Here is a 14,046-nt window from a genome sequence, read left to right as displayed (position 1 = left end):
TAAAGGAGAATGCGCTGTTTATACATTCGTACTTCGATAAACTCAGTATAAACTTTAGCATAAACATGTTCAAAAATTGTATTTTTAGGAAAACCAAACCAACCTTTTTATGAAACGAATAGTTCACATATTTTCTATAATTCTCATTATAGGATTAGTATCTGTAGCCTTTAGTTCATTAATGCCAAAAGAAATAAGTGATCTCAATACCCCTGCAAATGAGTTTTCTACAGCGAGAGCTATGGAGCATCTAGAAGTCATCGCAAAAGAACCTCATTTTGTTGGTACAAAAGCGCATGCAGACGTACGCGCATATATTATAAAAGAGCTTCAAAAACTGGGATTGAATCCTGAGGTGCAAGAAGGATTTACATTTGATCACTGGCGAGGATATGGTAATCTAGTAAAGCCGCAAAATATTCTTGCACGTATTAAAGGAACTGAAAATGGAAAAGCACTATTACTCATGTCTCATTATGACAGTGCTCCACATAGTGCTTCTTATGGTGCGAGTGATGCAGGATCTGGTGTCGTAACGGTTCTAGAGAGTGTACGCGCGTATCTTGCAAGTGGTGCCAAACCTAAAAATGATATTATTATTTGTTTTACAGATTCTGAAGAATTAGGTCTTGACGGAGCATCTTTATTTGTAAATGAACATCCTTGGGCTAAAGATGTCGCCTTAGCTCTTAATTTTGAGGCAAGAGGAAGTGGCGGACCTTCTAATATGATTGTAGAGACTAATGGTGGGAATGCAAACCTTATTAAAGGGTTTCAAGAAGCAGATGTTGAATATCCTGTAGCAACTTCATTAATGTATAGCATCTATAAAATGCTGCCTAATGATACAGATTCTACTATTTTAAGAGAAGATGGAGATATAGATGGATTTTTCTTTGCTTTTATAGACGATCATTATGATTATCATACCGTGAATGATACTGCCGAAAATTTAGATAAAAATAGTTTAGAACATCAAGGAAGCTATTTAATGCCATTGTTAACATACTATGCCAATGCCGATTTGACTTCTGTAAAATCTCAGGAAGATTATGTCTATTTTGATACAGCTGTTGCTACGTTTATTGCATATCCTTTTAGTTGGATTTGGCCTATGCTTATTCTAGCGATTGTACTCTTTGTTGTCTTGCTTGTATATGGTTTTAATAAAAAGAGATTATATAAGAAAGCTATTGGAAAAGGATTTGGTGCTTTTATGTTAAGTCTATTATTAGGAGGAGGCCTTCTCTATTTATTATGGGTACTTATTAAACTACTCTACCCATCGTATACTGAAATTCTTCCTGTATTTATTTATAATGGACATTGGTATACTGCCGCTTTTGTGCTTTTAAGTGTTAGTTTGTGTTTTGGAATTTATCATAAAATGGTAAAAGCAGAACATACAGCAAGTACATTGGTAGCGCCATTAACTATGTGGTTGATCATCAATATAGCGTTAGCCATAAAATTACAAGGAGCCGCATTTTTTATCATTCCTGTCTATTTTGGTTTACTAGCGCTATACTTATTAATAAGACAGAGCAATCCTAGTATGACTTTAATGGTGCTTTTATCGGCACCTGCGATCTTTCTTTTTGCACCATTAATACAATTTTTCCCTGTTGGATTAGGTCCAGATATGTTTTATGTCTCGGCAATTTTTACAGTATTACTTTTTGGATTGTTACTACCCGTTTTTGGGTTTTTTAGAAATAAAAAAATAGTAGGAATTCTGAGCCTTTTAACTGCTTTTATCTTTTTAGGGATCGCACACTCAAAATCTAGCGCTTCCCCAGAGAGACAACTACCTAATAGTTTGATATACTATAACAATGCAGATACAAATAAAGCCTATTGGGCAACCTACAGTGAAAATATAGATGATTGGACACGCGGTTATTTAGGAGATACTCCTGAATCGGCGACAAAGTATATAGGGAATGCGGCTGGAAGTAAATACAATACGCCTTATTCGTATGCAAAAGAGACTTCTGTGATTACATTGCCAGAAAGTGATGTACGTATTTCGCAAGACACGATTATAGGAGATATTGCATACACAACCATGACTATTGCACCACGTCGTACAATACATCAAATGCGATTGTATTCAGGAGTGGATACTCCGTTTCAATATTTGTCATATAATGGGAAAGAATTTAAACCCGATAGCACAGAAACTTTATACAAAAAACGAGGAAGCAAAGGCATGTTAAGTTATTATATGACTTTAGGAGATTCTTTGGAGGTGAGGTACGGAGTTCCTAAAGGAGTTATGCCTACATTTACACTTAAGGAATTCTCCTATGATTTATTAGAAAATCCAAGTTTTACAGTGTCTGCAAGACCTAAAAACACGATGCCAGAACCATTTATTGCAAATGATGCTGTTATTGTAGAGCGCACTATTGATGTTTCAGCTTTTGTAAAAGCAAAAAACGATACGTTAGTGGTTGATCAGACAGTTATAGAAGAATAATACTGTATACGCTTTCGCGAAAGCGTATAATAGAATATTACAATTAAAAAGAATATTAATGAGATTCCCACCTATGCGGGAATGAAACAGAAAAACTATTGAATAAAAGAATCACAATTGCTGGATTAGGATGGCTAGGAAATGCTTTTGCATCTACGCTGATGAATTTAGGGTACACCGTAAAGGGGAGCGTTACAGATGCTAGTAAAGCACAAGAACTCACGGGAAGAGGTATTGCCGCATATCCTATTGTTTTGACAGAAGCAGGCGTTACAGGGAAGATAGACACCCTTTTGTCTGACACAGATGTATTGGCTATTATGATTCCGCCAGGATTACGAAGAAATACGGGCGCTAATTATGCGCTTAAAATGGCACATTTTTTACACGAAATAGAAAATGCTTCTGTTCAGAAAGTTATTTTGGTGAGTAGTACATCTGTATATGATGATGGTCAAGGTCATGTCACTGAGAAAGATGTTCCTAAACCACAGAGTAATGCTGCTAAGCAATTATACGATGTAGAGCAAATATTTTTTAATACACCTGCATTTGAAACAACAATTGTTCGTTTTGGAGGGCTTTTTGGAGGAAGCCGAAATCCTGTGCGTTTTCTGGCAGGAAGAACAGGTTTAAGTAATGGGAATGCGCCTGTCAATATGATACACCGTGAAGATTGTATAGGCATTCTCCTTTCTATCATTCAGAAAGATGCTTTTGGACATATTTTTAATGCTGTCTCACCGCAACATCCTACCAAAAGAGACTATTACACAGCACAAGCAGAAAAGCTAGATTTAGCAGCACCTCAATATGAAGAAGAAGGAGATGTTATATTCAAAAAGGTTGATAGCACTTCTATCAATGAAGTGTTAGGATATAAATTTAAGGTAGCCTTGTAATACAATAGCTACTTTTATTCCAAAAAAAAACCCATCACTAGGATGGGTTTTGTACAAAATATATATGCTGTTTTATATAACTTTTACGTTTACTGCATTTAGTCCTTTGTTACCTTCTTGTAGGTCAAATTCTACTTCATCCCCTTCACTTATTTCGTCTACAAGACCTGAAATGTGTACAAAGTGATCTTTGCTTGCTCCTTCTTCTGTAATAAATCCAAAACCTTTTGTTTGGTTGAAGAATTTCACTGTTCCTTTATTCATTTTTAAAATTTAAAATTAATTATTTAATACTAGGCAATGATAGTGCCATATATTGATTTACAGGCGTTTATATTGGTTTATTTTTAAAATAAATGCAAGTCGCTTAAAATCAGTACTTTAAAACAATAAATAGTTTGTTATTTGAGCTAAAAACAAGAAAACCGCCTATTTCTGGGCGGTTTTCTATAGTTAAATAGTGTTATAAAGGCGTATTACCAGATACGAACACGTTTTTCTGGTGCTAAATACATAGCATCTCCTTCTTTAATATCAAATGCTTTATAAAATGCATCTACATTAAGTAGTGGTTGTGTAGCACGTACTTTTCCAGGAGAATGCGGATCTGTTTTTACTTGTGTACGTAATGCTTCATCACGACTCTTTGTTCTCCATACGGTTGCCCAAGACATAAAGAAACGTTGCTCTGCTGTAAATCCATCAATATCTTCTGGACGTCCATTTGCTGCATAAAATTTTTGAAGACCATCATAGGCTCCTAAAACACCTCCTAAGTCTCCAATGTTTTCTCCTAATGTAAACTTCCCATTTACAAATACACTGTCTAATACTTCTAAGTTACTGTATTGTTCTGCAAGTGCATTTCCTCTTTCAGTAAAGGCTTTAAGATCATCTTCCGTCCACCAGTTTTTAAGGTTTCCATCACTGTCAAAACGCGAACCACTATCATCAAATGCATGAGAGATTTCGTGTCCGATTACAGCTCCAATTCCTCCATAATTTACAGCTTCGTCTGCAGTATAGTTATAGAAAGGAGGTTGTAAAATAGCCGCAGGGAATACAATCTCGTTATTAAGCGGATTGAAATATGCATTTACTGTTTGAGGAGACATTCCCCATTCTGATTTATCTACAGGCTCACCAATTTCTGCATAGTTTTTATCTTGTCCCCATTTACCTACAGCTGTCATATTATCAAAATAACTTTTGTCGGCAGATACTTCCATGGTGCTATAATCTTCCCATTTGTCTGGGTATGCAATTTTTACGGTAAACTTATCAAGTTTTTCTACCGCTTTAGCTTTTGTTTCAGCTCCCATCCAATCTAGCTTCTGGATTCTTTCTTTATAAGCTTCGATTACGTTTTTGATCATAGTTTCTGCACTAGCTTTTGCTTCTGGTGGAAACTTAGCATCTACATATAATTGACCTAAAGCTTCTCCTACAGTTCCATTTACAGTAGCGAGTGCACGCTCATCTGCTGAACGTTGTTTTTCTGCACCGCTTAAATACTTGCTGTAAAACTCCCAGTTTGCAGTTTCAATATCTGTCGTTAATAATCCAGTAGCACTATTAAACGTATCCCATTTTACTAGCGTTTTAATATCTTCAATAGACGTTTCTTTAAGGAACTTGTCTAAAGCTTCTGTATAGCGTAGTTGTGTTACAATAAGGGTATCAAACTTTTTTGTAATTCCTAGATCAGAGATCATTTTATTGATGTCTATAGAAGAGAGCATAGCATCAACTTCTTTTAAAGAACGTGGGTTGTTATAGTTACGTGCATCACGACTCTGTACTTTGTCAAGGCGAGGCTCTGCAAGTTGTGTTTCCATTGCTAAGATTTTAGTTGCAGCAGCTTGCGCATCTTTCTCGCTATCTCCTATCATTTGAAGCATACGAGCAATATGCTTTTTATATTCTTCACGAATTTCTTTTGACTTCTCATCTTGCTCTAAGTAGTAATCACGATCTGGTAATCCAAGACCATTAGAACCTAAATAAACAGCATTCATAGCACTATTATTTAAGTCACCTTGCACACCTATTCCAATAAAAGGAGAACTTACAGATGGATTTTTTGAAAGTACTGTTTGTAAATCAGCAAGATTTTTAATGCCATCTATTTCTTTTAACGCTGGTGTTAAAGGTGCAATACCTGCTTTATTACGAGCAATGGTATCTAATTTTGAGTCAAAAATAGCCAGTGCTTTTGCTTGGTCAGACCCAGGAGCATATTTTCCACTTGCTTTTGCATCAGCAATTATTTTAAGTACATCTGCATCTGTTGATTTACGTAATACACTAAAACCTCCCCAGCTTGTGCGATCTGCAGGAATTTCTGTGTTTTTCATCCAACTACCATTTACATAGTTGTAAAAATCATTTTTAGGACTTACCGATGTGTCCATGTTTTCTAGGACAATACCAGGTGTTTTTTCTGTGTTTGTTGCTACTGTATCTTTTTGAGTAGTCTCTTGTTTACAACTTGTAAAAGCAAGTGTACAAGAAGCAACTATAGCAACCGTTTTTATTAGTTTCATATTCGTTTTTTAGGTTTCTTGATTATGGTACATAAGACGTGAATTTTTATGTATTGTTACAACGAAAATACAAAAGTATACACACGCCTTGTAGTGATTTGATTTACAGTATATAACTCTACTGTTTTGTCATTTTTTCCATCTGCAAGCGATCCCACTCTTTTTTCATTTCAGTAATCGCAGTTACATTTTCATTAGGAATAGCTATAGAGAGTACATAATGTTTTACTTTCCAGATTCCATTTTCTTTTTTTACGACACCAGAACCTCTACAGATTCCCATTTGTGTTTTAAGGTGCTCATCAAACCAAGCGGTATCCTCATGTGTGTCCAGATATATATTACGTTCTAATGTGGTAAAGGTCCATGCTTTTCCTTTGTCAAAATAAGGTTTAGAGAAAGACCTAAATTCCTCATTTTGCCAATTTTCGGTAGCATCTGTACCTATAAATACAGCATCATTGGTCATCATGCCAAAGTAAGCGTCAAAATCTGCATCTGCGGCAGCTTTATGCCAAGCTACTAGCATAGCGTCTATGGTTTCTTTTTCTGAATCACTTTGAGCGACTCCTATTGTAGTTAAAAGGCCTACAAAGACAAATAGAATAGTACGTATCATTGGTTTGGTTTATAGATTTTTACTGGGGGTTTCCCTCTAGGTGTTGGTTTTTCTGATTCGGGCGTATTCTTGCCCTCGCTGGTTTCTTTATTAAACTGCTCAAGCATTTCTTCTATAGTTAATGCAAAATTTTCATTTATTTGAAGGTTCAAATTTTGAAATGCATTTTTAAGCGCTACAATACCCTCCGAAATCTCTTGAGCACTAGGATCACTTTTTTGCGCATAATTATTAACTATTTTCAGGTTTGTCTCTACCGAGAGTAATCGAGCTTTTATAGCAGGAGTTTCTAAATTATCGGGTGTTAACACTAGAATATCTTCCTTTTCTGCTTCTCCTTGACCGTCAAATATTGAGATTAGAGTAGCTACTTGTTTTTTGGTTTTTCCTAATGATACTCCTTGTAAACTATCTAACCTTTTTGAAAGGTTTTGATATAAAGGCCAATCTTTAACAGCATCTTGAGCTTTTGATGTAAGACGTAAAGAAGGTTTTAATCCTTGTGTATTGATAGGAATCATAAGGGTATCAATAGTAACTACATCTGTAGTTTCTGATTCCTGGGTTTGTGCTTCTTTTTTTTCACAAGAAATACATAGAAGGAATGTACTTAATAGGTATATGAGTATACGCTGTTTCATAAGTAATTAAAAAAGTTCATAGACAAAAGTAGCCTAAATAGGAATATACAAGAAAAATTTATGATTAAGTTTGCTTTTGTATACGCTTTCGCGAAAGCGGACTTTTAAATAAAGAAATAGGTAATTGAGTGATTTTGAATAAAACGGTATTGAAAACACTGAATTTTATTGAAAAATAGTTTATATGAAATCAAGAATATTAATTATAGGTGCTTGCGGGCAAATTGGAACAGAACTAACTCTAGCATTAAGCAAACGATTTGGAAAGGACAAAATTGTTGCTAGTGATATACGTGAGGGTAATGAAATGATGATGAAGAGCGCACATTTTGAACTTTTGGATGCAACAGATATAGAGGCTGTTGAAGATATTGTTTTTAGATATAAAGTAGATACGGTATATCTTATGGCAGCAATGTTGAGTGCCATAGCAGAGCGCTTTCCTGCAAAGGCATGGGATCTTAATATGAATTCGCTTTTTCATATTCTAAATCTTGCTAAAGACAATAAAGTAAAAAAAGTATTTTGGCCTTCTAGTATAGCTGTTTTTGGAGAAACTACACCTGCTCAAAATACACCGCAAACTACCGTGATGGAGCCTTCTACGGTATATGGAATTTCTAAGCAAACTGGAGAGCGCTGGTGTGAGTATTATCACAATAAATATGGAGTAGATGTACGTAGTATACGTTATCCAGGTCTTATAAGTTATACAACAGAGCCAGGAGGAGGAACCACAGATTATGCGGTAGATATATATCATAGGGCTTTAAAACATGGTCAATATCGTTGTTTCTTAAAAGAAGGTACAATACTGCCTATGATGTATATGGATGATGCAATAAAGGCCACGATAGCTATTATGGATGCTCCTACTGAGAATATTAAAATTCGATCTTCATATAACCTTGCAGCTGTGAGTTACGCTCCCGAAGATGTTACTAAAAGTATTCAAAAACATATCCCTGATTTTGAAATAAATTATGAGCCTGATTTTAGACAAGCTATCGCCGATACTTGGCCGCAAAGTATAGATGATAGTGAGGCAAGAAATGATTGGGGTTGGTCTCATAGTTTTGGACTAGAAGAAATCACAAAAACAATGATTGATAATTTGAAGGAGCGGTACGCAGAGTAGCCTTTTTTAGAAAGAAACTCTAAAACTAAGATTGGGAGTAATTGCTAGAGATTTATTGTCTATCCTAGAGACGGTACTATCATCATTTACAATGAAGTAGGTGTTAATGATATTTTCTCTATTTAAGATATTCCATAAAGAGATCCCTATTTTTCCTTTTGCTTTTCCTTTTAAATCAAATGTATAGGTAGATGAGAAATCTGTCCTTACATAATCATTTACTCGTTCGCTATTAGGAGAGCCATATACGATTTCTCCTGCAAAAAGACTCTCTCCTTCTGGTAAGGTTGTAACATTCCCTGATCGCCAATTGACACCAAGTGCAAATTTTAAATTTTCTCCAACGGTATATGTACCTGCAAAAGTTAATGCATGTTTAATATCTGCATTGTTTAGGAATGAACTTCCTTCATTTAGCGTATTAAACTCATAATAGTTTTCACTAAAAGAATAGCTTAACCACGCACTTAAGTTTCTAAAGCGTTTATTAATGAGAAAATCAATACCTCTTACTTCATAATCTCCAATATCATTTACAAATTGAAATTGATTTTGGAATCCTTGACTTCTAGCGGTTATTCCATCTACTTTTTTTAGATACCCTTCAGCACTTATCAATAGTTTATTTTTATTATACTGAAGCCCAACAGACGCTTGCTTGCTTTTAATAATAGGAATGGTACTATCATTAGCTAGGACCCAACGCCTACTTTCAACACCTAGAAAGTCATTTTGTCTATCTATAATTTGAGAGGTTGTCTGACTTTTTAATTCTCCTAATATTTCTACTTTAAAATCGGATAGAAACTCTTGACTAACACTTAACCTTGGTTCTATAAGTAGTCTATCAAATTTTCCAAAATAATTAGCTCTCACACCAGTTTTAAGGTCTGTTTTTTTAGATTTTGTAGTGATGTGAAACTCACTATAAATGGCATGATTTCTTAGGACTTCTTTGACATTACTTCTAAAAGGAGGATTGTCTATATCTTCTAGATTGGTAACACCAACTTCAAAAAATTGATATCCATTTATCCAATGTATACCGTTACGTATTTTATAATTTGTATTTAATTTTACACCGGTATCTAGGACTTCATTTTTTTGATCTAAACGTTGGTCGTTTAGAATGTCTGCATTCGTAGCATCTAGTGTATAAAAAGAACCATATACCTGTATGTCACTTGAGAGTGTATTACTCCAATTTCTACTATATGTGATTCCTGTAGCGAGATTTTGTTGTGTAATACCACTACTAGATGCCTCTTGAATGTTTAAAAATTTTGTTTCTTCGAGATAATCTAATGAGTTAAAAATAGAGGTAAAATTAAAACGAATTTTGTCTTTTTCTGAAATATCATAAAGTAACTTGGTTCCTACATCATAAAAGTAAAATGCCTCGTCTCTGATAACCGTTTGATCGGTTTCAGATTGTGTATTTGTAATCTCTGTGTTTTGAAAAACGCGATCAAAATACTGATTGAATGTTGGTGTTTCTAAAAGATCAGTGATAGATCTTCTTGCAGATACTTGGAGCTCTACTTTTTTAGATAAAGGGATTTTTGCTACTGCATTTGCATCTATAAAATTGAAACCTAATCCTCCTGAAAAATCATCATTAATGGATTGGTCTAGTTGTATATCTATAATACTTGAGACACCATCTCCATAAATAGCACTGGTACCATTTTTTGCAACAAAAACATTTTTTGCAAGGTGTGGATTGAATGCAGAAATTAATCCAAAAAAATGTCCAGATTGATATACCTTAACGCCGTCCCACAAAATAAGATTTTGGTCATGAGTTCCTCCTCGTACATTAATATTTGATACCGTTTCATCTACACTTAGAATACCAGGAAGTGCCTGAATAGTTTGTAAGATATCTGGTTCTATAAGGCCAGGTAAAATTCCAAAATCATCTGGTTTTACGATAATAGCACCTGTCCTGTTTGTAGAAATACCAGAGGTAAGGTAATTCTTTATATACACCTCATCTAGCTGTTGGTTGGTAAGGGTCTCTTCTTCTGCTTTTTTAATGGCTATAAAACGATCGTCAATTACTTCAAATAGTAGACCTGTATTTTTTTCTAAAATCAGTAAAACCTGCTTTAAGGGCAGGTCAGTTTTGGGAATAATTGTTTTTTTGTTAAGTATGGTATCATCTGCATAGGAAAAGCGAATATCGTAGCGATCCTCTATGAGCTCCAGAATGTAGGAGAGGGATTTTTTTTCAGCTTCTTCTTTGGTTTGAGAGAGTATTTCTGAGAAACTAAAAATGACAATAATGAAAAAGAGAATTAGTCTATTTTTTTTATTCACCCTTTAAAGTTATCATTCGATTTGTTCTGGTGTACTCCAGATTTAGGGGTAAGGTAATAGATTTTAAGGCAATATCAATATCATTGTGAATAAAACTTCCTGTGAATAGTTGTTTTGAGTCTATGTTTGTTGCAGTGATTTCAATATCATACTGTCTTTCAAATTCTGCTATAACAGCACTATAAGGTAAACTTTTAAAGGTACTTGTGTTTTCAATCCAAGAAGGACTTTGTTGATTTGTTTTTGTCTGTGAAGTAGTAACACCATCCATTTTAATATAACGATCTCCTTGTTTTAATAAGATAGATTGACCATTGTGATCTACACGTACGGCTCCTTCATAGCATATCACTTCAAATAGTTCTTCTCTATCTTTAACTATAAATTGAGTGCCTACAACAGTTACAAGTCCCGTTTCTGTTTTTACATTAAATGTAGCTCCTTTTTCCACTTTAAAAAAAGCTTCTCCTTGAAGGCTAACTTCTCGTTGTGTGTCCCATTTTTTTTCATTGTATGTCAAAGAAGACAACGAATTAAGAGCAACATTAGAATTATCAGGAAGAATGACCTCTTGCTTTTGACTTGCAAGCGTTGAAACTTCAGTTTCTTGTAATAAGAACGAATAGTATACACCAAAAAGAACAACAATAGCAGCTGCAATAGCCGTTAATGGCTTTAACCAATTTTTTCTTTGGTTTTTGGTGTCTATGATTTTTTTAAGTTTATCTAATTCTATATTTGTATCAAAAGAATCTGATTTAAATTTTTGTACACCATCAGAAATACGAATCAAATCTGCATAATCATCTAACTCCTTAAAGAGTTGTAACTCTTTAGGATTTAGCTCATTATCAAGCCATTTTCTTATTAATTCTTCTCTTTCCATAATAATACGTTCACTAATAGAACAATTAAGATATAAAAACTCCTACCCTATAGATTATAATTCGTGAATTTGTTCTTTTAATTTTTTAAGAGCACCATAAATACGTTTTTCAACTGCTTTTGTACTAATGTCTAATAGTTGTGCTATTTCTTTATGTTTTTTGCCTTCAATTCTATTTAATAAAAAAGCAACTCGTTGTGCTTCTGTTAGGCTTGAAATTGCTTTTTGTAATTTTTGAGAATACTCATTTTCCTCCATTAAAAACTCTGGATTCTCATTTGTATGAGATTTTGGTTTCTCTTGTTGAAATTTCAAAACTACTTTTTGATGCTTTACTTCATTAAGCATTAAGTTATTTCCTACTGTAAATAAATAATTTTTAGCTTTTTCTGGAGTGATATTTTTGCAATTTTCCCAAACTTTAATAAATGCTTCTTGTACTTTATCCTTAGGATTTAAGTGATCTCCAAATTTGTAATATAAAAATGAATGTAAGTCATCTGCATACTTCTTAAAGAAGTTTGAATATAAAGTTTCTTCACAAATATTTTTATGTAGATTTTTACTCATATAGAGATGTCATTGAAGGAAAAATATAAATAAATAGTAATTTTAGAATGTAAAGGTAGGAGTTTTTATATCTTAATTGTTTTAGTAATGTAGTTTATACTGCAAAAGAACTTACAAATAAAGTAACATTTTTTTAATATTTGTAATTTAATTTTTTAGAAATGCTAACTAACTATAAAATATCATATATTCTGATTTTCCTATTCTGCATGATAGGAGTTTCTTGTCAGCAAGAAGAATCAGAAATAATTACTCCTGATAGTGAAGAGACTATAGCTGCAAATTCTAATTTAGCTTTATTGTTATTAAAAACCTCATTAAATGATGGTTCTCAAGACGATATATTAGATAATGCAAGTTGTATAGAAATTAATCTGCCTGTTTCAGTTACTGTAAATAATGAACTCATTATTATTAATACACTTGATGATATATCATTAGTAGAAGAAAATATCAACTCTTCAGATACAGATGACGATATTATAGAGATATCATTTCCAATTACAATAACGCTAAGTGATCATACAGTAGTAGATGTAGCGAATGAAGAAGAGTTGTTGCAATATGTTATCAATTGTGTTTCAGAAGAAGTTATTACATGTGTAGATTTTCAATACCCTATTTCTTTTTCATTATTTAATTCAGATTTCCAAGACGCAGATGTAGTTACTATAAATGATGACGAAGCATTGTATGATTTTCTTATAAGTATTGGTAATGATAGCGCCATTTTCGCAAGTTTAAATTACCCTGTGTCACTTATTTATGAAAATGGAAATACAGTAAGTGTAAATAATAATTCAGAATTAGAAATCGCTATTAATAACGCAAATTCAAATTGTAATTTTATTGCACCAGATATGTGTTTTGATATTACAGAACTGTCTATTTGTGACGATAATAACGATGAAACTGAAGAATTTAATTTAACAGAAGCTGTCCAAAACTGTAGCGATCTCGATCTATATACTGTTACTTATTATGAAACAGAAGTAGATGCTATAAATCAAACAAACCCAATTCCAGTTCCTACAGCATACACAAATCTTACAAATTCCCAAACTTTATATTATAGAGTAGAACTTATTTTAAACACTTCAGTTTCTCAAATATTCCCATTAACATTAATTGTTGAAGACTGCTGTGATAATCCAGAAGTCTTATTTGATGACTTGGTAATTTATATGCCATTCGGAAATGAGTTTAAAGATTTAATTAGTGGATATACTATAGAGGGATTAGAAGAGAATTTTGTAGAAGATAGAGATGGTAATCCTTCTTGTGCATACTCATTTGTTCAGTCAGATTCTTTGACAATACCAGTTACACCAATAAATCAATTAGTTCAAGGAGATTCTTTTTCAATAAGTCTATGGTTTAAAATGCAGAACGATAACGCGAGTGATATTGAAATTATGTTTCAAAAAGGAACAGAAGCAGGAGATGGTTTTGAACTAAAAGCATTTACATTTAATACACCTTATTATATTGACACTTTAGGCCATAACATCTTTGATGGTGATTGGTTTAATGAAGCTGATGTAGTGTGGACAAACACAGATTGGCATCACTTAGTTGTCACTGTAGATCAAAATAATACCATTATTCTCTATAGAGATAATGTGTTAAGAACAACTATCCCTAATTCCCAATTTGATATAGGGGATAATCCTTTATCTTTTTTTACCCTAGGTCATGGATTCACAGGTCATCTTGATGATTTGAGAGTCTATAAAAAAGCGTTAAATCCTACTGAAATAGAAGAACTATTTAATCTTGACGCAGATTGCTTTACCTGTCTCTAGATATTATTAAGAACTAGTTTGGTTGAGTTGTGTAAAAGGGGTCATATACTTTGTGGCCCTTTTTGCCTTTTCTATAGGTTTCTACTTCCTTATTATTTATTTGTTTAATCTTTTTTGAATATCTTTGAACAAATA

Annotated in this window: 11 protein-coding genes; 4 read left to right on the top strand and 7 right to left on the bottom strand. The window is 33.4% G+C overall.

The genetic code is table 11. The features are described from left to right. Window positions 1–109: 109 nt before the first annotated feature. Window positions 110–2,482: a M28 family peptidase gene (locus tag Q1A60_RS14910; RefSeq protein WP_299762343.1), complete on the top strand. Its 2,373-nt coding sequence runs from the start codon at window positions 110–112 to the stop codon at window positions 2,480–2,482. Between the two features lie 98 nt (window positions 2,483–2,580). Further along, the gene (locus Q1A60_RS14905) at window positions 2,581–3,384 is read left to right on the top strand and encodes an NAD(P)H-binding protein (protein ID WP_299762346.1); all 804 of its coding nucleotides are present in this window, start codon (window positions 2,581–2,583) and stop codon (window positions 3,382–3,384) included. 72 nt (window positions 3,385–3,456) lie between these two features. On the opposite strand, the gene Q1A60_RS14900 is transcribed toward Q1A60_RS14905, so the two are convergent. From Q1A60_RS14900 to Q1A60_RS14885, 4 genes are all read right to left on the bottom strand, one after another. Continuing rightward, window positions 3,457–3,648, bottom strand: coding sequence for a cold-shock protein (locus Q1A60_RS14900; RefSeq protein WP_299762349.1), 192 nt, complete (start codon window positions 3,646–3,648; stop codon window positions 3,457–3,459). A gap of 212 nt (window positions 3,649–3,860) precedes the next feature. Further along, window positions 3,861–5,930 carry a M13 family metallopeptidase gene (locus Q1A60_RS14895; protein WP_299762352.1) on the bottom strand — a complete coding sequence of 690 codons (2,070 nt, stop codon included), beginning with the start codon at window positions 5,928–5,930 and terminating at the stop codon, window positions 3,861–3,863. Window positions 5,931–6,048: 118 nt separating this feature from the next. Further along, complete coding sequence (locus Q1A60_RS14890) at window positions 6,049–6,549, bottom strand: nuclear transport factor 2 family protein (protein ID WP_299762355.1); 501 nt, start codon at window positions 6,547–6,549, stop codon at window positions 6,049–6,051. Beyond that, on the bottom strand, window positions 6,546–7,190 hold the full coding sequence (locus Q1A60_RS14885) for a hypothetical protein (RefSeq protein ID WP_299762358.1): 645 nt from the start codon (window positions 7,188–7,190) through the stop codon (window positions 6,546–6,548). The genes Q1A60_RS14890 and Q1A60_RS14885 overlap by 4 nt, the downstream gene beginning before the upstream one ends. A gap of 184 nt (window positions 7,191–7,374) precedes the next feature. Here Q1A60_RS14885 and Q1A60_RS14880 point away from each other — a divergent pair, with 184 nt between their 5' ends. Then, the gene (locus Q1A60_RS14880) at window positions 7,375–8,328 is read left to right on the top strand and encodes an NAD-dependent epimerase/dehydratase family protein (RefSeq protein WP_299762361.1); all 954 of its coding nucleotides are present in this window, start codon (window positions 7,375–7,377) and stop codon (window positions 8,326–8,328) included. A gap of 6 nt (window positions 8,329–8,334) precedes the next feature. On the opposite strand, the gene Q1A60_RS14875 is transcribed toward Q1A60_RS14880, so the two are convergent. From Q1A60_RS14875 to Q1A60_RS14865, 3 genes are read right to left on the bottom strand one after another with little or no spacing between them, the layout of a single operon-like run. Continuing rightward, window positions 8,335–10,650 (bottom strand): TonB-dependent receptor plug domain-containing protein, encoded by a 2,316-nt coding sequence (locus tag Q1A60_RS14875; RefSeq protein WP_299762364.1) that lies wholly within the window; start codon window positions 10,648–10,650, stop codon window positions 8,335–8,337. After that, entirely contained in the window at window positions 10,643–11,536 is an 894-nt protein-coding gene (locus tag Q1A60_RS14870) for a FecR family protein (RefSeq protein ID WP_299762367.1), read from the bottom strand. Before Q1A60_RS14870 ends, Q1A60_RS14875 begins: the two co-directional genes overlap by 8 nt. A 54-nt stretch (window positions 11,537–11,590) precedes the next feature. After that, window positions 11,591–12,106, bottom strand: a complete 516-nt coding sequence (locus Q1A60_RS14865; protein WP_299762371.1) for an RNA polymerase sigma factor — start codon at window positions 12,104–12,106, stop codon at window positions 11,591–11,593. A gap of 209 nt (window positions 12,107–12,315) precedes the next feature. On the opposite strand from Q1A60_RS14865, the gene Q1A60_RS14860 reads away from it, so the two are divergent. Then, window positions 12,316–13,911 (top strand): LamG domain-containing protein, encoded by a 1,596-nt coding sequence (locus tag Q1A60_RS14860; protein ID WP_299762374.1) that lies wholly within the window; start codon window positions 12,316–12,318, stop codon window positions 13,909–13,911. Window positions 13,912–14,046: the final 135 nt, after the last annotated feature.

Source organism: uncultured Dokdonia sp., assembly GCF_947492535.1.
Lineage (GTDB): Bacteria > Bacteroidota > Bacteroidia > Flavobacteriales > Flavobacteriaceae > Dokdonia.
Note: the sequence above shows the minus strand (reverse complement) of the source record. Positions and strands in the feature narration are given on the sequence as shown.

What these genes read in the sequence shown, in the direction of transcription:
- Q1A60_RS14910 (WP_299762343.1), top strand. Translation starts at nt 110, where the DNA reads ATGAAACGAATAGTTCACATATTTTCTATAATTCTCATTATAGGATTA.
- Q1A60_RS14900 (WP_299762349.1), bottom strand. Translation starts at nt 3,648, where the DNA reads ATGAATAAAGGAACAGTGAAATTCTTCAACCAAACAAAAGGTTTTGGA.
- Q1A60_RS14895 (WP_299762352.1), bottom strand. Translation starts at nt 5,930, where the DNA reads ATGAAACTAATAAAAACGGTTGCTATAGTTGCTTCTTGTACACTTGCT.
- Q1A60_RS14890 (WP_299762355.1), bottom strand. Translation starts at nt 6,549, where the DNA reads ATGATACGTACTATTCTATTTGTCTTTGTAGGCCTTTTAACTACAATA.
- Q1A60_RS14885 (WP_299762358.1), bottom strand. Translation starts at nt 7,190, where the DNA reads ATGAAACAGCGTATACTCATATACCTATTAAGTACATTCCTTCTATGT.
- Q1A60_RS14880 (WP_299762361.1), top strand. Translation starts at nt 7,375, where the DNA reads ATGAAATCAAGAATATTAATTATAGGTGCTTGCGGGCAAATTGGAACA.
- Q1A60_RS14870 (WP_299762367.1), bottom strand. Translation starts at nt 11,536, where the DNA reads ATGGAAAGAGAAGAATTAATAAGAAAATGGCTTGATAATGAGCTAAAT.
- Q1A60_RS14865 (WP_299762371.1), bottom strand. Translation starts at nt 12,106, where the DNA reads ATGAGTAAAAATCTACATAAAAATATTTGTGAAGAAACTTTATATTCA.
- Q1A60_RS14860 (WP_299762374.1), top strand. Translation starts at nt 12,316, where the DNA reads ATGATAGGAGTTTCTTGTCAGCAAGAAGAATCAGAAATAATTACTCCT.